20 protein-coding genes are annotated in these 19,515 nt (G+C 61.9%); 1 reads left to right on the forward strand and 19 read right to left on the reverse strand.

The genetic code is table 11. The annotated features are described in order from the left end of the window. Position 1 precedes the first annotated feature (1 nt). The 8 genes from VES88_13330 to VES88_13365 form a co-directional block, all read right to left on the reverse strand. The gene (locus tag VES88_13330) at positions 2–307 is read right to left on the reverse strand and encodes a phosphate acyltransferase (GenBank protein ID HYN82480.1); all 306 of its coding nucleotides are present in this window, start codon (positions 305–307) and stop codon (positions 2–4) included. A 60-nt stretch (positions 308–367) separates the two neighbouring features. Beyond that, positions 368–1,204 carry a metal ABC transporter permease gene (locus tag VES88_13335; GenBank protein HYN82481.1) on the reverse strand — a complete coding sequence of 279 codons (837 nt, stop codon included), beginning with the start codon at positions 1,202–1,204 and terminating at the stop codon, positions 368–370. Next, on the reverse strand, positions 1,204–2,121 hold the full coding sequence (locus tag VES88_13340) for a metal ABC transporter substrate-binding protein (GenBank protein ID HYN82482.1): 918 nt from the start codon (positions 2,119–2,121) through the stop codon (positions 1,204–1,206). The genes VES88_13335 and VES88_13340 overlap by 1 nt, the downstream gene beginning before the upstream one ends. A gap of 24 nt (positions 2,122–2,145) precedes the next feature. Next, positions 2,146–3,468: a hypothetical protein gene (locus VES88_13345; protein HYN82483.1), complete on the reverse strand. Its 1,323-nt coding sequence runs from the start codon at positions 3,466–3,468 to the stop codon at positions 2,146–2,148. 116 nt (positions 3,469–3,584) lie between these two features. Beyond that, positions 3,585–3,932, reverse strand: a complete 348-nt coding sequence (locus VES88_13350; GenBank protein ID HYN82484.1) for a hypothetical protein — start codon at positions 3,930–3,932, stop codon at positions 3,585–3,587. Positions 3,933–4,045: 113 nt separating this feature from the next. Continuing rightward, positions 4,046–4,726: a metal-dependent transcriptional regulator gene (locus VES88_13355; GenBank protein ID HYN82485.1), complete on the reverse strand. Its 681-nt coding sequence runs from the start codon at positions 4,724–4,726 to the stop codon at positions 4,046–4,048. Between the two features lie 31 nt (positions 4,727–4,757). After that, on the reverse strand, positions 4,758–5,945 hold the full coding sequence (locus VES88_13360) for a hypothetical protein (GenBank protein HYN82486.1): 1,188 nt from the start codon (positions 5,943–5,945) through the stop codon (positions 4,758–4,760). Between the two features lie 4 nt (positions 5,946–5,949). Continuing rightward, positions 5,950–6,930, reverse strand: a complete 981-nt coding sequence (locus VES88_13365) for a multicopper oxidase domain-containing protein (protein HYN82487.1) — start codon at positions 6,928–6,930, stop codon at positions 5,950–5,952. A 332-nt stretch (positions 6,931–7,262) separates the two neighbouring features. Between VES88_13365 and VES88_13370 the strand changes: the two genes are divergently transcribed. After that, positions 7,263–8,648 (forward strand): cation diffusion facilitator family transporter, encoded by a 1,386-nt coding sequence (locus VES88_13370; protein ID HYN82488.1) that lies wholly within the window; start codon positions 7,263–7,265, stop codon positions 8,646–8,648. A gap of 103 nt (positions 8,649–8,751) precedes the next feature. Here the strand turns inward: VES88_13370 and VES88_13375 are convergent, their stop codons facing one another. From VES88_13375 to lepA, 11 genes are read right to left on the reverse strand one after another with little or no spacing between them, the layout of a single operon-like run. Beyond that, positions 8,752–9,945 carry a peptidoglycan DD-metalloendopeptidase family protein gene (locus tag VES88_13375; protein HYN82489.1) on the reverse strand — a complete coding sequence of 398 codons (1,194 nt, stop codon included), beginning with the start codon at positions 9,943–9,945 and terminating at the stop codon, positions 8,752–8,754. Next, positions 9,942–10,787, reverse strand: coding sequence for a permease-like cell division protein FtsX (locus tag VES88_13380; protein ID HYN82490.1), 846 nt, complete (start codon positions 10,785–10,787; stop codon positions 9,942–9,944). The genes VES88_13375 and VES88_13380 overlap by 4 nt, the downstream gene beginning before the upstream one ends. A 1-nt stretch (position 10,788) precedes the next feature. Next, positions 10,789–11,553, reverse strand: a complete 765-nt coding sequence (gene ftsE, locus VES88_13385; protein ID HYN82491.1) for a cell division ATP-binding protein FtsE — start codon at positions 11,551–11,553, stop codon at positions 10,789–10,791. Positions 11,554–11,559: 6 nt separating this feature from the next. After that, the gene (locus tag VES88_13390; GenBank protein HYN82492.1) at positions 11,560–12,717 is read right to left on the reverse strand and encodes an aminotransferase class I/II-fold pyridoxal phosphate-dependent enzyme; all 1,158 of its coding nucleotides are present in this window, start codon (positions 12,715–12,717) and stop codon (positions 11,560–11,562) included. 3 nt (positions 12,718–12,720) lie between these two features. Beyond that, entirely contained in the window at positions 12,721–13,062 is a 342-nt protein-coding gene (locus VES88_13395; protein ID HYN82493.1) for a hypothetical protein, read from the reverse strand. Further along, complete coding sequence (locus VES88_13400) at positions 13,059–13,673, reverse strand: hypothetical protein (GenBank protein HYN82494.1); 615 nt, start codon at positions 13,671–13,673, stop codon at positions 13,059–13,061. The genes VES88_13395 and VES88_13400 overlap by 4 nt, the downstream gene beginning before the upstream one ends. Then, entirely contained in the window at positions 13,670–14,554 is an 885-nt protein-coding gene (locus tag VES88_13405) for an ATP-binding protein (protein HYN82495.1), read from the reverse strand. The genes VES88_13400 and VES88_13405 overlap by 4 nt, the downstream gene beginning before the upstream one ends. Further along, positions 14,551–15,522, reverse strand: a complete 972-nt coding sequence (locus VES88_13410; protein HYN82496.1) for a PfkB family carbohydrate kinase — start codon at positions 15,520–15,522, stop codon at positions 14,551–14,553. The genes VES88_13405 and VES88_13410 overlap by 4 nt, the downstream gene beginning before the upstream one ends. Positions 15,523–15,527: 5 nt before the next feature. Then, complete coding sequence (locus VES88_13415) at positions 15,528–16,517, reverse strand: ROK family protein (GenBank protein ID HYN82497.1); 990 nt, start codon at positions 16,515–16,517, stop codon at positions 15,528–15,530. A gap of 18 nt (positions 16,518–16,535) precedes the next feature. Further along, entirely contained in the window at positions 16,536–17,567 is a 1,032-nt protein-coding gene (locus VES88_13420; GenBank protein HYN82498.1) for a glycosyltransferase family 9 protein, read from the reverse strand. Between the two features lie 3 nt (positions 17,568–17,570). After that, positions 17,571–19,367: a translation elongation factor 4 gene (lepA, locus tag VES88_13425; GenBank protein ID HYN82499.1), complete on the reverse strand. Its 1,797-nt coding sequence runs from the start codon at positions 19,365–19,367 to the stop codon at positions 17,571–17,573. Positions 19,368–19,515 lie beyond the last annotated feature (148 nt).

Below are 19,515 nucleotides of genomic sequence, written 5' to 3' on the forward strand. Positions count from 1 at the left end.
GCTATCCAGCCCTCACAGTCTGTTCCTTTTCTCGTGTTGCCAATGCCGCGCGCCCCGTGGATCGTTCCTGCGCATCCATCACCGCCACTGCGGCCATGTTGACGATGTCCTGCACATCCGCGCCTCGCTCGAGCACATGCACCGGTCGGTTCATTCCAACGAGGATCGGCCCGATTGCCGTCGCCCCACCAAGGTGATGCAGCAGCTTGTACGCGATATTGCCCGCGCTCAGGTTCGGAAAGATCAGGACGTTCGCGCGCTCCTTAACGGGCAAATTACGCGAAAAGCCGGGCCACGGCACCTTCACCGTTGTACTTACAGGCCCGCCTGAGTCGCGAGAGTCACTCGTGTGGCCGCGTACCCGCGCCTAGGCGCGGCGCCGGATGGAAACGAAGACGCCCACAATCGCCAGAAGAACCCCTGAGGCGCACACGATCGCTGCACCCGTGGGTAGATCAAGCTGATAGGAAGTCCACAAACCGAGCAAGCCGGCTGCCGCCGCGACCGCGCATCCTATGACCAGTCGTTTCATCCACTGCTGCGCCAGCATCGTCCCGCAGACCGCTGGCACGATGAGGTAAGCAAATGTGAGCAGAACTCCGGCAAGACGAACGAAGCTTACGACGACGAGAGCAAACGCCGCGTAGAACAGAAAGTCCCACAGACGCACCCGTATTCCGGACGCAAAGGCCCTCTCCGGATCGGACGATATCAGCACGAAGCGCTGGTGGAACGCTGCGTAGAAGGCTCCCAGCGCCGCAAAGACCAGTATGCGCTGGCCGATCGCACCCTTTGTCACATTGAGGATGTCGCCCGTGAGAAGGTGCTCGAGCTCTTCCTTCCCTCCCGCGACACGGCTGAGCAGGAGAATCACGCCGGCCGCGGCCACAACGAACGTTATCCCGATGATTGCTTCCTGCGGCACGGGTCCTTTCTCCGTGCTGCGCGACCAGCTGAAGAATGCCGCTCCGAGAAACGTCACAGCGAGCGAAATCCAGAAGGTGGCGCGATCGTCGAAATGATATCCCATGAGGAGGGCCACACAGGTGCCGAGTGTTGCCACCTGCGCGAGCGCGAGATCCACGAAGATCACTTCTCTTTCTACGACGTGCAGCCCGAGGTACACGAGGATCGGGGGAAACAGCAGGCAAGCAGCCAGCGGCCACTTCATGACCTCCCAGACTACCTGCAAGTCGGCGCTCATCACTGCGTCCGGAGGGCACCAGCCAGAGTATTCACGAGATTGTCCATCATGTCGAAGTAGGTGCCCGTGTTGGGACGCGCACCCGGCTGCTGTGAGACGTTCAGTACCGCCGCGCCTGTCTGACGTGCCACCGTCTCCGCCGTCCTCCGGTTCTGGAAGGGCTGCACGAGAATCACGTGCGCATTTGTCGCTTTCATCTTGCGGATCACCGAGGCGAGGTGCGCGGGCGACGGCGAAATGCCCGGCTTGGGCTCGAGACTCTCGACGATGCTCAGGCCGAAGCGTGGGGCGAAGTAAACGAAGTCCTTGTGGTAGGTCACGATCCTCGCGCCCCGATAGGGTGCGAGCTGCTTCTGCCACTCCGCCACCTTCAAGTCGAGCCTTGCGTTGAACCTTGCGAGATTCGCCCTGTAGGACGCCGCCGACTTCGGGTCGATCTGCGAGAAGCGACTGGCGATCTGCCGGGCAATGATCTTCGCATTCAGCGGATCGATCAGAAAATGAGGATTGCCCATCGCGTGTACGTCGCCCTTCGATCGATCAAATGCCGCGGGAATCTCCATCATCCTGATTCCCTGTGATGCGACTATGCGGCCCGGCGCGCCGGCGGAGATCTTCGCATTACGCGAGTTCTCCAGCAGCGGAGGCAGCCATCCGAGCTCGAGCTCAGCTCCGCCTTCGATGAGCGCGTCCGCGCGGTTGAGCGTCACTATGTGGCTCGGCTTCGCATCGACGAAATGCGGGTCCTCCGTCGGTTTCGCGAGGGCCGTGGCACTGACGGTGCTTCCGCCAATCTCTCGCGCGAGTGATGCAAGGTCTGGAGTGGTCGCAACGACGCGAAGCTGTGCAGCAGCCGGCGAGCCAGTGGCTGCAACTGCCATCAGCGCGAACGCCGCGAACTGTTTTGGGTTCAGCATTCTCATTTTTCCTATTTTGCACGTTTAGAATTTGTGTGCCGCGTGCGCACCGAGCAGGAACTCGAACTGGAACCAGAGCGAGTGGTCGGTGCCAATCCCGGTGCGATCATCGTAGTTGTATTGCACACGGAATTTCGAGAATTCAGTCGGGTACCAGGTGAAGTTGGGAGACAGGCGAAACCGATCGGCGCGCAGCGGTGTCTGCACTGAGGCGTCGTCGCCTCTTGCCCAGTCACCGCGGATTCCCGCCACGATTCGGGGTTTTATTCCCCACAACAGCTGAGCGTACGCGCCGCGATCCTTGAGCGTCTCCTCCGGCAGGATGTGCGTCGGATCTTCCGCCGACGTTCGCTCCGCTGCGTCATAGCTGCGGAACAGCGCCTCGCCCTGCATCGAGAGGAACGGAAACCCCGCCTGAGCCGTCGCAGACTTCCACTTCCAATAGGCGTCAACACCGTACACCCGGGTGCTGGCTGAAGGTCCGGAATTATTCGGACCGAACGACGCCGACGCGCCGACAAGAACCGTTTGCGTCTCGCTGACGTCAAAGGAGGTGGCGATGCGCGGAACGATCAGCATGTCCCCGAAGCCTTCCACTTCTCGCTCGACCGGAACGCCGCCATGGATTTCCGCCGATTCGTCGGACCGAAAGCTCCAGGTCGTTCCCCCTCTGCTGTTCATGATGCCCACCTGGGCTTCCGCATAGAAGGAGGTGGGCAGCAGCCATGACATGCGCATGCCCTGCCCGCGGAGACCATCCGGGCCGAACATCCGGTTGAGCACCAGCGGCTGGTCGACGAAAGCCCACGAGTGCGGATGCTGCGGATTCTGCCGGCCGAACTCCGCGAAGTATTGCCCGGCTTTCAATTGCAGATTATGCGGCAGCGAGCTCGTGAGCACGTAGATTTCCTCGAGCTCGACGCCCGTTTCACCGTTCTCGTCAAGCTTGAAGACAATGCTGGTGAACCCCTTGAAGTAGGGATCCACGGCGCCGTCAAGCGTGAGCTCGGCATTGGGGATCGTGAACCCGCGGACATGGGGGTCGTGATCGCCGAGCTGCAGGGAGCCAACGTCCGGCTCGGTGGACCACCCTGCGTCCGTCAGCGCAGTGAATCCGATGTTCATGTAGCCGCCGGATCCCCGCGGCGCCTGCGCCGCCGTGCCCGTATCGGCTGCGACACCGCCAAGCTCTTTCTCCAGCTCGCGCACCAGCGCGATTGAATCAGCCTTTGCGATGCTGTCGGCCCGCGCGACAGAATCGCGTCTTGCCCTCTCAGACGGAGTCTGAGCCAGCCCCAAACACGGCGCCGCCAGAAAAAGCGCGCCGACTATGAGTCTTCCTTTCATTGGTGGTTTGTCCCGTTCGCATTCTGTGGTAGTGGTCAGGGCGTCAGAAAGCACTGAACGCCGGCGAGGTTCACTACAGGCGGGCGATCGAGCCGCTGATGCGGACGATCAGCCGGCTAGAACAGGGACGGAGGGGCTCTGGACCAGCTGGCGCGGCCGGCGAGGCGACTGCTGAAATCCGTGGCGCTCCTTGCCGCGTGCGGCCTCGCGCTCGCGATCGCGTAATGTGTGGCAGCTCGAGGCTCGGCCGTTGCGAGCAGGTGCTGCCCGACGCATGCCGGGCAGTTGGCGTCGGAGTGTGAGTGATGAAGCTGAGTTCCCGCGGCCTCGATGTGGGCACCCGCGTCATCACCGAATCTGATTTCAGTGATCGGCGCAACACCGAGAAGGATTTGCGCGAGCGCTGCGAGAAACACAGCGGGTCGCCAGAGTGCGGGCGGGAGCATCCTTGAGAATCGTGGCACGAATCTCATACCCGGCGAAGTCTAGCCTCGTTCCGGCGGCGAAGCCAGCGTGCGTGGATCAGCGAGTTCCTGCGCCGAAAGCGTGGCCGCCCCCAATCTTGCCCGGCGTCGTGTCAGTCGGGCATCGTGACGAGGACCTGCGCCGCGAGCGATGGGGCCACAAACTTTCGGGACCCGTACACTTCGACAGTCATGGGCCCGCCAAACGGCGCTCGCGCCGTGACCCGCACCTCCGCGCCGGGCCGAAGGCCAAGCTCATCCAGGTAGCGCAGCATCGCCGCGTCCTCGTGAATTACCCGCATCACGCGGCCGCTTTCTTCCACCTCGAGAGTCTCCAGCGGGCGGTATACGGTCTCATCGACCGATCCGTCGCGCGTTGGAATCGGCGCCCCGTGCGGGTCGGTCGTCGGCTGGCCGAGAGCCTCCGCCATTCGATCTATCAGCTCGTCTGACGCAGCGTGCTCGAGCCGTTCCGCTTCTGCATGAACTCGATCCCACGAATAGCCGAGTATCGAGGCGAGGTACGTTTCAATCACGCGGTGACGGCGCAAGGTTTCGAGCGCTCTGTGACGGCCGAGCTCGGTGAGCGTCACGCCGTGGTACGGCTCGTGAGTGAGATATTTCTGCTCAGCCAATCGCCTAACCATGCCGCTCACGGACGGCGCGGTGACGCCAAGACGCTCGGCAAGAGACCCGATTGTCACTGTCGTCTGACCGCTTCCGATAGCGTAAATCGCCTTGAGGTAATCCTCGGCGGTGGCGCTGAGCCGCGAGCCTGTCAGCTCATGAACCATCGAAGCCGACCGTGACGTAATCGTGTGACATCTACTTGATGGCGATGCCGGTTACATAGAGCACGAGCATCCCCGCAAGGACTCCGGCAAAGGCTGTGACAGGCATTTCATCCGCCGCTTTTGTCGTCCACACCATTTTTCGCCCGATCGCATACGCAACCTGAAACACCGCTCCCGCGCCGATCGCGAGGAAGAGAACCGACAGCGCGCGCGAAGATACCAGCCCCCCTACCCACGCGCCGAGAATTGCGGGTGCGCCGCCAATCAATCCAAGAATTGCGAGCGTGCGAAGCGACGGCTTGTCCTTCGCGATCGGCACGACGATCCCCAGCCCTTCGGTGATGTTCTGAATGATGAAGCCCACGACGAGGAAAGTCCCGAGAGCCGCTGCGCCGACGGCATACGCAGCACCGATCGCCAGTCCCTCTCCAAGATTGTGCAGGCCGATGCCCACTGCGATCACTGCGGCAAGCGACATACGCTGGCCGGCGGCGCTGCGACCAATCGTCTCCTGTCGTCTGCTGACCGCCTGAAGGAGTAGCCACGTTCCGACAATTCCAATCGCTATCAGCCCGGTTGCCTGAAACGTGTCCTCGAGCTCGCCGCCAATCTCGAGTGCCTCCGAAATCGCATCGATTCCCAGAAAGATCAGAAGTCCGACTGTCGCGGCCATCAGGAACAGCATTGCCCGCGAGCCGAGCTGCCTGAGCGCGGGAAGCCAGAACATTCCGAGAATGACCGGAATGATTCCGACGTATATGCCGATCAGAGTGAATTTCCAGAGCGTTGCAGCCGAGGCGTTCGGCGTGACGGTGGCGACGGGTATGGAGGCCGTGAAGGGAATCGAGTTGCCAGTGAAGACCGTGATCTCGTAGGCCTCGCTCTGCACCCACACGTAGTTAAGCGTGAGAACGGCTTTGCCGAGGCGCGGAATTATGCGCCCGGGAGATATGGTATATGGCCAGATTGCCTCGTTGATCGAGACCTGGGAGATGGTAATCGGCTGCGGGCTGGTGTTGCGGAGATGGAGCTCGATCTCACCCGGCCGCAGGATCGTGCGCCCGAACTGGACCGTTTCGATAGGGACAGCGGGTTCGACGTTGAGTCCGGCGCCCCGAGTCGACACGAACAGCGCGATGACCGCCGCGAGCACAACGATTGGAGCGATGAAGAAGAGCCAGGCGCGCGCTTTGGATGGTGCTCCAGAGTCAGTTGCCATGACTTTACGCCTCCACCTCGAATACGCCCGTCCATCCCAGCTCGGCGAATTCCGTTTTGTGCGCGTGGAACATGTAAAGGCCGGGGTACCTGTAGCTGAACTCGAGAATGCCACGCTGGCCTTGCATCAACGCAACGGTATCGGTGAATTCGCTCGGCGTTAGACTGGTCCCGGTAGGGTAATACTGAAAGAAGTTCGCGTGGAGATGGAAGGAATTAACCGGATCGTACTCCAGCGTGTTCACCAGGTAGACGCGAACGAGCTCGCCAACCTTGAGCTTGATCGGATTCTTCTTGTGGTCGTAGTGGAAGGGAATCCCGTTCACCTGGTAGAAGTCGTTCTTGCCGTCGAAGTCGACGTCGAACCCGCTCATCACCATTATGAGCTCGCGGTCGACCTTGGGTCTTCCTCCCTTGGGGTCGACGATGAAAGCGCCGTAAAGGCCTTTGGCGATGTGCTTGGCGAGGGGCGCGGTGTGGCAGTGATAGAGGTGAAGTCCAAAAGGCTCGGCGTCGAACTCGTAGACATATTTCCCGCTGGGGGCGACGACGCCCGACCGTGCGTCGAAAACGCCGTCCATGTTGCCGGGATGAACTCCGTGAAAATGGATACTGTGCGCGTGGTCACTCGCATTCAGAAGCTCGACCCGCACGCGGTCGCCTTCGTTCACCCTGATTGTGGGGCCTGGGATCCGGCCGTTGTAGGTCCACGCCGCGAACTCGAGCCCCGGCATGACTTCGATCATCTGATTCTTAACGACGAACGTGTATTCGTGAAGGATCTGCCCGTTTGGAAGCGTGCTGATTTTGCCGGCATCGAAATCGGTGAGGAGAGCGCTTGGATTGAAGCCGTTCTTGACGTGGTCCACCTCTCCATCCATGGAGGGCATCATCGTGGCATGCCCACGCGCCCCCAGCTCGGCTGGTCCGGTATTGGGGCCGGTCGTAACGCGTTGCGATTGTAGCGACAGTCCGATGGCTGCCACCCCGACGACTCCAGCGCCGCCGATGCCGGCAGATTTGATGAAACTCCGTCGCGTTAGGTTAGACTCTTCTGAGGTTTTGGAGGGATTTACGGTTGATTTTTGTTCGTCCATAAGCAGGAAGTTAGTGTCACCTAATATACAGCACAAGCCAAAACTGTTGTATTCCGCGACCCATAACCCGAGGCTCCTCAGCCTGACGCCCCAATCGTAAAACGTCAACGGGAACTTGTAACCGGTGTCGTAGGCGTTCAAGCGATCGGTTACTGTTCGTGTTCTATGGAAGGCAGACAGTGATTCACGACGAGAACTTGGATCTAAGGGAGAAAAACCGGGTGGCTCTCGGATCCCTGCTCGCGGGAGTCGCTCTCTCGATCGTGAAGCTCATAGGCGGGTTGCTGACGGGCAGTCTCGGTCTCCTTTCCGAGGCGGCGCACTCCGGCCTCGACGCACTCGCCTCCCTTCTCACCGCCGTCTCGGTTCGCGTCGCCGCGCGGCCTCCTGACGCTGACCATCCCTACGGTCATGGCCGCTTCGAAAATCTGTCGGCCACCGTCCAGGGTCTGCTCCTTTTCGGCACCGGCGCTGCCATCATCGTCGAGTCGGTTCGCCGGCTCACCGAAACCGAGTCCCACATCAAACCGTCGCCCTGGGCGTTCGTCATCATGGCGGTGAGCATCATCGTCGATCTCTGGCGATCACGCGCGTTGTCTCGCGCAGCCCGGAAATACGACAGTCGGGCGCTAGAGGCCGATGCGCTCAACTTTCGCGCAGATCTCTTTGGCTCGAGCGTTGTTCTGTTCGGCCTGGCACTCACCAGCTACGCGGAGCTGACCGGCACGGGCGGAATCCTTCTCAAAGCCGATGCGGCGGCCGCACTCGTGGTGGCGCTGCTCATCATCGGCATGGCTGCAAAGCTCGGCATCCGCGCCGTCAACGTGCTCACGGATCGAGCGCCCGGTGATCTGGGCGCAAGGATGACGAGAGCCGCGGCCGATGTTCCGGGTGTGCTCGCTGCGCGACCGGTGAGAATGCGGGAGTCAGGCAACCGCGTATTTGCGGACGTGGTTGTAACAACCACGCGAACCCTGAGCTTCGCCCAGGCACACGAGATCACCGAACGAATCGAGCAGGCGATAAACGGAGTAGACCCGAGAGCCGAGGTGCTGGTTCACATCGAGCCGAGCGCATCTCTGGCGGAGACCTCTGCCGATGCGATTCGCGCAATTGCCCTGCGGCTCGGGATTGCCACGCACCACGAGCAGGTATACGAGGTAGCTGACGGACTCGAAGGCGTTCTGCACATGGAAGTCGACCCGGCGCTGACGCTTGCCGAAGCGCACGCCCAGGCCGAGCAGCTCGAGGAGATCCTGATCACGGAGGTTCCGGGTCTTCGACGCGTGGCCTCACACATCGAGGCGGCCGAGCCCAATTCGAGCCGGAGACGCGAAGTTACATCGGAACGCGCAGAGGTCGTTGGTGCGATCCGCAGGCTGGTCGCTGCCAGCGAGCTGACAGAAGGTATCGTCGAGGTGCGGCTCTATGCGTCCGACGGATCGAGCTGGGACGCAGTGTTGTCGTGCGCGTTCCGGGCTGACCTCCTTGTTGGCGAGATTCACAGGTGCACGGAGCTGCTCGAGCAGGAGCTTCGAGAGCGGTTCGCCACGGTGGGCCGTGTGATCATCCATGCGGAGCCGGTCGATGGGCGAGACCGACCATGATTCGGCTGCGGAATGAGAGACTCATAGCGGGACCCGCGCATCGAATTCGGGCTTCGGTAACCGGTCCCCGGCTGCCGGTCACCGGCTAACGAGTCCCGATAGGCTACGGCGAACTACTGGTTCCGCGCAGCCATGTGAGTGGATCAACTGCCGGCCCGCCTCTCCGGATCTCGAAATGAAGATGCGCCGGCAAGGCCGGATCGGTTGCGCCGATCGTACCGATTGTCTGTCCCTTCGTTACCCGCGCGCCCTTCGATACCGCCATGCGGGCGAGCGAGCCGTACACCGAGTAGTCGCCGCCGCCGTGCTGAAGGATCACGGTGTTGCCGTACGTCCCCATCACGTCGGCGAGGACCACCTCCCCGGCGGACACTGAGCGGACCTGCGTGCCCTCCGCGGCGGCTATCCCGATTCCGTTCCAGCGCGTTGTCGTGTTGTTCGGATTGATCACGCGGCCAAAGCGATAGATGATGTTCCCGTCCACGGGCCAGTCGAGACGACCGTAGTCACTCGTGCGAATCGAGCTTGGCGCGGCGGGCGCACCTCCTGCGCGCGATGCCGCACGCCGCCGCGCCGCCTCGAAACCTGCGATAACGTTGTTGAGTCGCGCCTCGCTCTTTGCGAGCTGGGCCAGCCGTGCTCGCGCCTTCTTCGCATCCTGCTGGACTTGCGCCAGGCTCCTCACGCGTGCCCGCTCGAGCGCGGCAAGACGTACAGCCTCTTCCGCCTTGTAGGTACGGTTCTGCTCGACTCCATTCTGGAGCGAGACGAGCTGCCGACGCTGCCCGATGATCGTTTGCCTGAGCTGATCGACCCTGCCGAGAATCGCACGGTCGCGCTGGGCAATGATGTGGAGGTACTTGTAACGCGCCACCAGATCCGCGAACGATTTCGCGGAAAGCATCACTTCGAGTGTGTAGAGCGGCCCGCGCTTGTAGATCTCCACCAGGCGCCTGCTGCGGATGGCGCGCTTGACCTGAACTTCGTCCTGGGCGCGGACGAGATTGGCCGTCGTATGCTCCACTTCGCCGTTCAGCATCGTGAGCTGCTGGTCGAGCGAGCGCACCACCCGCACTGTCGCGTTGTGCTGGCGATTCAGGTTGTCGACTTCCTCGGAGATGTCGTGAACCTTGTTCTGCAGCCCGCGCATACGTTGCTGAAGTGCTTCGCGCTCGCGCTTGATCCGCGCCAGCTCGGCCTGCTGCTGCCTGAGCTTCACGTCGCCTTCTTCCTGCGCTCCAAGCTCCGTCGCACCAATGATTGCGAGCGTTGCCACCACGACCAATGTGCGCGTCACAATCTTCTGAGATGCCTCCACACCGAGGTGGCACTGCCGGCCACACCGATCAGCGCGCCGCTCAGGATTCCGACAGCGATCAGCCGATTGTCAAAGAAGACGAGCCGGAGGAAGCGGGTATCCACGAGCCTGTACGCGATCCACGTCAGCAGGAGCGCGAGCATTCCTCCCAGCACTCCCTTTATGAAGCCGTCGATAAGGAATGGTGCGCGCACGAAGCCGTCCGTCGCGCCGACGAGTCGCATGATGCTTATCTCTTTCTCTCGCGCGAGAACGGAGACGCGAATGGTCGCGCCGATGATGATTATGGCGACTGCCCCGAACGCAATGCCGAGGCTCATTCCCGCCGCCTGTGCAATTCCCCTCAGTCGGTAGAGCTTTTCGACCCATTCCTCTCCATACCTGACGTCGTCGACGAACTGGTACGATTTCACGCGGTCCGCCACTGCTTTCACGTTTTCCGGGCTGCGCAAGCCAGCGCGGAGGTGGATGTCGATCGACGCCGGGAGCGTTGCCTCGTCGAAAACGTCGCTGAACTCGCCAAGATCCTTGCGCGCCCGCGCGAGAGCTCCTTCCTGCGTGACGAAGTCCACGTGCGCGACCTCGGGAAACGCGCCGATGTCGCCCATGGCGGCCGCAACTGCATCCGACGGTGTGCCGTCGGCAACGAAGGCGCGAATCTCGACTCGCTCCTCCACCGAGCGAAGCGCGTGCCGGATGTTGAGAGCCACCAGCGCAAAAAGCCCGAACGCAAAAAGCGAAAACCCTATCGTGAGGACGCCGAGCGAGCTCAACAATGGCGCGCGACGTGATGCGTTCAAGGCCTCGCGAAGCGCCAGCATTCTACTTTGCTCCGCCCGGAGGCGGCGGCCAGTTGTTCTCCAGCGGACCACCGATCGCGGGCTGCCCGATGAGCGGCGTGTACCGCGTCTCCGGCGGAGGCTTGTCCGCCGAATCGAAGACGACGCGCCCGTGGTTCAGCTCCACCGTGCGGAAATCGGTGCTGCGAACCATCTCCAGGTCGTGCGTCGCCATCACGACCGATGTGCCTCCGGCGTTGATGTCCTTCAGCAGCTGGAACACACCGCGTGTCGCCCGCTCGTCGAGATTCCCGGTCGGCTCGTCGGCAAGAATGAAGTAAGGCTCGTTCACGAGCGCCCGCGCGATCGCAACGCGCTGCTGCTCACCCCCCGAAAGATGCCTCGGCAGCTGATTCGCCTTGGAAGCCAATCCGACCTTGTTGAGCACTCTCGCGACTTTTTCGGGGATCTCCGACTTCGGCGCTCCCGTCACCTCCAGCGCGAATGCCACATTCTGCTCGGCGGTGCGGTCCTCGAGCAGGCGGAATTCCTGAAACACGATTCCAAGTTTTCGCCGGAGCTGCGCAATCTCCTTGCGATTGGCAGTGCTGGAATGAATTCCGTTCACCCAGACGTCGCCGTGGCTCGGCTTCTCCTCCATGTAGAGGAGTCGGAGAATCGAGGTTTTGCCGGACCCGCTCGGACCGATGAGAAAGACGAATTCGCCGCGCTTCACCTGAAAGGTCACGTGACTCAACGCCACGCGCGTGCGAGTGTACTCCTTGGCTACGTCCTGAAGCCGGATCATCGCTTCCTACTGCAGCGCCTGCTCGATATCGGCGATGATGTCTTCCGCATCCTCGATGCCGATGCTCAGGCGGAGGAATCCATCGGGGATACCGATCGCTGCCCGCGCTTCACTCGTCATGTGCGCGTGGGAGCTGTAGCGTGGCTCGATGACCAGCGTGTCTACGCCGCCAAGGCTGGCAGCATAAGTGATGAGACGCACGCTGCGCACGAATTTGTCCGCGGCCGCGCCGCCCCCCGCGAGCTCGATTGCCAGAAGCCCACCGAATCCGTCGAGCATTTTCTTCGCGATGGCATGATCCTGATGACCTGGCAAACCGACGTAATGAACCTTGCTGATCTCCGGCCGCGCGGAGCACCACTCCGCTACACGCATCGCGTTCTCGTTGCATCGCTGCACCCTGACGTCGAGCGTCTTGAGCCCCCGCTCCAGCAGCCAGCACGCAAAAGGATCGGGCGCCTGGCCCCAGACAGCCATCTTCTGCTTCACTTCGTCGATGTACGACGCAGTACCGGCGACAACACCGCAAAGGATGTCGTGATGACCATTGAGGTACTTGGTGGCGGAATGAATGACGACGTCCGCCCCCTGTGAGATCGGGCGCGCGTTGATCGGGCTGGCGAGAGTCGAATCCACAACCAGTGCGACACCCTGCGCCTTCGCCATGGTTGCGATCTGGGCGATGTCGAGCACCCTGGATGTCGGATTCACCGGAGACTCGACGAAGATCGCGCGCGTGTTCTTGCGGATGGAGCTGCGCCAGGCCCGGCGCTCGTCGGGGTCGGCGTAGGTTACCTCGATTCCCATGGTGATGAACTCATCGGTGAAGAGCCGCCTTGTTCCACCGTAGATCCACGCGCTTGAGACGAGATGATCGCCTGGTCTCAAGAGGGCGAGCAGCGCGCATGCAGTCGCGCCCATCCCGCTCGACAGCACCAGTGCAGCCTCGGCGCCCTCGAGCATCGCGATGCGCTTCTGAACCACCTCTTCATTAGGTGTGTTGCCGTAACGCGTGTACATCAGGCCTTCGCTGGTGCCGAATTCCTGCACGTAGTTCACCGATTGCAGCAGCGGCTGCGCCACCGGCGATCCGGGCCCGCGATGGTCCCTCCCGCCATGAACGGCGATGGTCGAGCGGCCCTGGGTTTTCACGGGATCGACCATCCGTCAGCCGACCGCTTTGCCGGACGGTGGATTGTCGAAATCGGGCTTCGTGACGACGACTCGCTCGGAGAGCGCGACTCCCGCGATGTCGCGCACAACGGCAGACCCATCGGGAACCATATCGTCGATCTCGACAACAGCGAGCTCGTTTCGTCTCGGGCCCTGGACCCACGCGAGCTCCCCTTTTGTGAGGAGTCGAATCTTCGCGTCGGTGGGACTGATTCGAATCATCGGGCCGCGCTCGGGGTCACCGCGCTTCGTGGAGATGTAGTCGATTATTCGGAGCTCCGGCCGAAAACGGAAATCCATCCTGAACTGGGGCTCGGGCAGACGAAGGCGCTTCATGACAGCTGGGACGGGGAGTGATCCGTCGCGGCGAACTCGTCGGTTGTCATGCCGGGAGACCCGCCGCAAAGGGAGACGTAGACATGGTCTTCTCTTATAACCAGCCGACGCCGCCACAGGTCCTCCAGAGTCTGCTTCGCCCGTTCGGCGGAGACCCCCGCGCTGGAAGCGACCTCCGACGGCTCGGCGCTGCCGAGCTGCCGCATAGTCTCCCAGATCAGCCGCTGGTCGTCGTCGATCACGCCGAGCAGACGCGGATTTCCGTCCGCCAGCTGCGAGACGAGCGCGAGGCTGTGCCGCTGCAGCACCGTCTCGATCGCGTCCATGTGCGACTCGCTCATTCCGTAGAACACGAAGTACACCTCGCGGCGCGGGATATCTACGCTCACGTACTGCAGCAGCAGCTTCGCGACAATCTCGTCGGCGCAGGAGAAATCGAGTAGCCTGACGTGCGAGAAATCGAGGATTGTAAGTGCCCGGTCCCCGATCTCGTCGAGCTGATGCTCGATGCCGAGTCGCACCATTGCACCCGTCGGCCGCGTTACCAGGTTGGAGTAAAGATCGCAGACGCTGGTCCGCAGAACGCTGCTCACGTCGATGCGATTGATCACGGCACGACCTTCTCGGGAATCGTGATCTGTACCTGAGCGCCCGGAAAAAACGGTAGGTTCTCGCGCATCGGCACATCGCCGTCCCACTCGGGGACAATCGCTATCCGCGCGGTTCCGCTTCGAACGCTGAATTTTCCAGTCCAGTCGTGGATGAACTTTCGTACGCCGGCGAGTCCCTGGCCGCGGCCAGGATCTCTGAAGCGCGTTGCTCCGCGCATTACTGTCTCCTCGAGTGCCATTCCGTCGTCCCACCTGTCCGTTGCGCGCGGGCCGTGCGCCGACTCGAGCGACTGTCGAAACCCGATGCCGGCATCGCACACCGAGATTACTACGACCTTCCTGCCGAGTCGTTTCTGCCACCGATACGCGTGAACGGCGACCCATCCGCCGCGACCGGCGTGCTCGATCACGTTCTGACAGATCTCCGAGAGCGCCATCGTGAAGCGCATTGTCGCGCTCGGCTCCAGGTGAAGACCTCCGATCAACATAGCTTGCGCTTTATTCTGAATCTTGTCCACTACCCGGTGAATGTCCTCGGTCTTCGCGACGGGAGTGACCGGAAGAAGGACGTTCAAATCCTCGGTGGAGCGTGCTCGCGGGATCTTTCCGCTGATTTCGTAGAGGTCGGCCGCGAAGTGGAAAAACTGGGTGCGTGCCCAGTAAGTCGCCGTATCGTCTGACTCCGGGATTGCGAGCGCAGGCTTCTGCAACCGTGTTTGCGCCACAGTAAGCAGCGCGGTAAGGCCGTAGGGCGACGCCCAGCGGGTGCGGCGCGCGTCGATCAGGATTTTTTCATCAGGGGGGAGGGGAGCCAGCGCCTCGAAAACTTGCTCGAAGCTTTGATCGTCGAGTGAAGGGGGGACGTCTATTACTTTCGTCACTTGATGCTAAGCTCTCCCCGCAGGTAGCGCGCGAGGCCACTGGCCCCGCGATGGTCGACATTTTTGGCCGCGGCCACGAGAGCGGCGCGCATCGCTTCGGCGATATTTTCTCCAGCCAGAAGACGCGAGAAATATGTCGCTCCCCACACATCTCCGCACCCCGTCGGATCACCGTCAGCGCCATGTCGGGCCGGCACCGCGGGCAGCAGCTCCGTCCGTATCGGTCCGGTCGCACTCTGAAGGTCGTTGCGCTCGAGATCTGCCAGGCTGTCGAATCCGGGAGCCGCGAAGTAGACCACGCCCCGCTTCCCCATGGTCACATTGAGGGTTTTGACGCCGGCCGACAGGGCGATAGCCGCGAGTGCGAGCGGGTCGGCTGCCATCATGCTCATCTCGTCCTCGTTGACCTGTAGAAAGTCAAAGCATCGGCACCACGCCGCAGGATTGGGCAGCGGCTGCAGCGTTCGAATGCCGTCCGGCTGAACGGCCAGCAGCAATGAGTGCAGATCGCAGTAGATCGGTCCCTTGAAATGCGCGCGAAGGAGCTGCGCCGTCTCGAGGTCCAGCTCGAACCCGCTGATGAGGTTGACATAAAGCGCGTCCAGTCCCGACAGCAGCGGTTTCAGCCCGAGCCAGCTCCACTTCGGTACGCCTCCGGCGAGGCGCTCGCATCGCCGCTCCGCACTCTGATAGTGCAGTGACACACGATTGTTGTGATGCGGCACTTCGATGGGCGCCGCATCCGGTGCGACCTTGTCGAGCTGGCGCATGAAGTCGCGCGCGCGGTCGGCGAGATCGAAGCCGACCTTGACCAGAGGAACCATCTCCCAGTCGTCGGGAAGCGCTGCATCGAGCGCCCCGAGGGTGTAGGTGATTCCTCCCCATTCCTCCACCGGCGCGTCGTGAGGGTCGCGGCCGTGAATGACGTCCCAGACGAAGGTGCCGATGACGCCAACGCGGCGCGTCACAGCCGCTACAGGTCTCCGAGCATCTGCGCCTTGAAGGTCGCGACAGCTCCAACTACGCCCGCAGAAAGCGGCAGATTGCCGGGTACGATCCGGCACGCCTCCACCGCCGGCTTGAACGCTCTTCGTCTGACCTCGGCGCGCATCGGATCGAACAGCTGATCTCCCGCCTGCGTGACTCCTCCGGCGATGACGACGGTGTCGGGATTGAAGACGTTTATCAGATTGGAGATTCCCACACCAATGAAGTGTGCCGTGTCGCGGACGACCTCGATCGCCACAGCATCCCCGCGCTTCGACGCCTCGAATACAATTTGTGCGGTGATGCGGCTGACGTCGCCGTTGACCATCTCGCTGAGAATTGAATCGCCGTCCACCTTCAGCAGCTCACACGCACGCTGGGCGATTGCCGGGCCCGATGCGTATGCCTCGAGGCACCCGTAGTTGCCGCATTTGCACCGCCGGCCGGTGGAATCGATCGTCGTGTGCCCGATCTCTCCGGCGGCATCCGACGAGCCGTGGTAAAGCTTGCCGTCGAGAATCAGGCCGCCGCCGATGCCGGTGCCGATCGTCATTCCAACAACATTCCGGCCACCCTTCGCGGCACCGCACCACCATTCCCCGAGCGTCGCGCAATTCGCGTCGTTATCGAGAGACGCTGGGAGATTCACGCGGCTTCCGACTTCATCGCGGAGTGGAAAATTCTCCCACCCGAGGTTTGGCGTGACGATGATTACGCCTTTCGCGCGGTCCAGGGGCCCGGGAGATCCAATCCCCACGCCCAGGAAATCCGATCTCTCAGCGCCGGTCTCGGCACGCGTTTGCTCGATCACATCCTCGATCATCCTGACAATGCGCTCAACTACAGCCGCGGAGCCCTCTTCAGCCCTCGTCTGCCCCATGCGCATGGCGATCTCGCGGGTTCCGTCGGTCGGCATCGCGCCTGCCGCGATGTTGGTTCCTCCGAGATCGACTCCTACGATGAACTGCTCTCTCACGGTCAAATGAAAGCTCGCTTAAGAAATAGTGTTCGTGAGGATCTCATGGACCTCCCTGGACGAAAGTTCGCGCATACACCGCCAATGTCCAAGCGGGCAGCGGGGAGGACCGTGCCTGTGACATGGGCGGCAGGCGAGCGCGCTCACGCCGGCAGTCCTGCTGCCCGGCGCCCGCGGGCCGAAGCCGAACTCTGGAACTGTCGGCCCGTACACTGTAACGGTCGTGGTTCCCATGGCCGACGCCAGATGCTGCGACGCAGAATCGTTGGCGACGAGCGCCGTTGCTCTTGCGATCAACTCGGCCGATCCAAGGAATGACAGCTTCCCGGCGGCGTTGAGACCTCGGCCGGGTGCAAGCTGCGATACGATTGTCTCACCCGTCGCGACATCTGCATTTCCGCCGACCACGACCACTGCGAAGCGGTTGTGCAGCAAAGTCGCGAGCTCCGGATAAAAGGGCCACCGCTTGGTTCCCCAGGCGCTTCCCGGAGCAAGAGCTATGAAGGGCTCGGTAAGACCATGGTCGGTGAGAAGCCTGTCCACGGCGCGACGCTCGTCATCGCCGGGATACAGGCGCGGCCGCACTTGTTCCGGCCGGGGCGGATCGGCGCACTCGCTCATGGACAGCCACCACAGTCGCTCGGCATGGTGCAGCTCGGCGTTGTATCGCACGCGTTGCGTGTAGAGTGCACGTCCGGCCGACGTATCGAAGCCGATTCTCTCTTTTACCCCGCCCGCCAGCGCGAGCATCGCGCTGCGCAACGAGCCCTGCGCCAGGTAAGCCGCGTCGTAACTGCCATTCGGCAATCCTGCATTCCTCCCAGCATTCCGCACCCTGCTCACCATCCGGATGAATCCGGAGACGCCCCTGTCGCCGTCGCGCTTCTCGTACACGAGCGTGTTTCGAATTGCCGGATTGTTGGCCAGCACCTGCGCGCCCGGCAGCGTGGTTACGACGTCGACCTGAGAACGCTTCGCAAGCTCGGCGATAAGTGGGGTTGTAAGGACGACGTCGCCCAGAAAGCTCGTCTGCACAACGAGCGTGGCCATGCGTTACTCCACCTGCAGGACCGCGAGAAACGCTTCCTGCGGAATCTCCACCGAGCCGACCTGCTTCATGCGCTTCTTTCCTTCCTTCTGCTTCTCCAGAAGCTTGCGCTTTCTCGTGATGTCACCGCCGTAGCATTTGGCGAGAACATCCTTCCGAACGGGCTTGACCGACGTGCGCGCGATCACTTTCTGTCCGATCGCAGCCTGAATCGCAACTTCGAACAGCTGCCGCGGAATCAGCTCACGCAGCTTGTCGGCAATCTTGCGTCCCCATTCGTACGCCTTGTCGCGGTGGATGATCACCGAGAAAGCGTCCACCGGCTCGCCGTTTATCAGCATGTCGAGCTTCACCAGATCGCTTCGACGATACTCGAGGATCTCGTAGTCGAGCGACGCGTAGCCCCGGCTGATTGTCTTCAGCCTGTCGAAGAAGTCGAGGATGATCTCCGCGAGCGGAAACTCCCAGTCGAACTCGACGCGCGCAGTGTCGAGGTAAGTCATGTTGCGATAGATGCCGCGCCGCTCAGTGCCGAGCGACATGATGCCGCCGATGTACTCGGCTGGCGCCATGATCCGCGCCTTGACGTACGGCTCCTCGATGTAGTTGATGACGGCCGCCGGCGGCATGAGCGATGGATTCTCGATCAGCTGGATTTCTCCGTCGGTGCGGTGAACGCGATACTCCACGCTTGGCACCGTCGTGACGAGCTCGAGCTCGTACTCGCGGCCGAGCCGCTCCTGGACTATCTCCATGTGTAGAAGCCCGAGAAATCCGCAGCGAAAGCCGAAGCCCAGGGCAGTGGACGTTTCAGGCTCGTACTGGAGCGACGCGTCGTTGAGCTGAAGCTTCTCCAGCGCGTCGCGAAGGGTTTCGTATTGCGTCGTATCTGTCGGATACAGTCCCGCGAAAACGAAGGACCGCACTTCCTTGTAGCCCGGCAGCGGCTGCGGCGCCTTGTTGTCCGCATCGAAGATCGTATCGCCCGCTCGCGTCTCCTTCACCGAGCGCACATTGGCGACTACGTACCCGACTTCCCCAGGGCCTAGCTCACTCGTACTGACCTGGCGCAGCTGATTGTATCCGACCTCGGCGACTTCATATACGGAATCGCTTGCCCCGAAAGTGATTTTCGTGCCCTCGCGAAGAACTCCGTCGACGACGCGGACGCTGGGAATCGCACCCCGGTATCTGTCGTAGTACGAATCATAGATGAGGGCGCGAAGCGGCCCGTCGGGATCACCCTTCGGGGCAGGAACGCGGCGGACTATCTCCTCGAGCAGCTCGCTTATGCCAACTCCCTCCTTTGCACTCACCAGCAGAATCTCCTCGGGATCGACGCCGAGGAGATCGTGAACTTCCTGCTTCCGCCGCTCGGGCTCGGCACCCGGCAGATCGATCTTGTTCAGCACGGGAATGATCGTGAGTCCGGCGTCGAGAGCCAGGAATAGATTGGAGAGAGTCTGCGCCTGGATTCCCTGCGACGCGTCGACGACGAGGATTGCGCCTTCGCAGGCGGCGAGCGACCTCGAGACTTCGTAGGTGAAGTCCACGTGACCCGGAGTGTCGATGAGATTCAGCTCATAAGAGCTTCCATCTCGCGCGCCATAGCTCATCCGCACTGCGTTGAGCTTGATCGTGATTCCGCGCTCGCGCTCGAGGTCGAGAGTGTCGAGCACCTGCGCTTTCATCTCGCGCTTCTGCAGCATGCCCGTCGCCTCGATCAGCCGATCGGCAAGCGTGGACTTGCCGTGGTCGATGTGGGCGACGATGCAGAAATTCCGGATGTGATCGAGTTGCATGGGAGCGGATTCGACGGATCAGAACGGATCAGAGACGAATACTCTGACGTTCTAAACTACATACAAAATGGTTCTGATCCGTTCGATTCGTTGAATCCACGACCTTCGCCGACGCGGCCCGCGTCGGCGAAGGGATCGGGAAAGCGTG

This window comes from Gemmatimonadaceae bacterium, from assembly GCA_035633115.1.
In the GTDB taxonomy this organism is placed as follows: Bacteria; Gemmatimonadota; Gemmatimonadetes; order Gemmatimonadales; family Gemmatimonadaceae; genus UBA4720.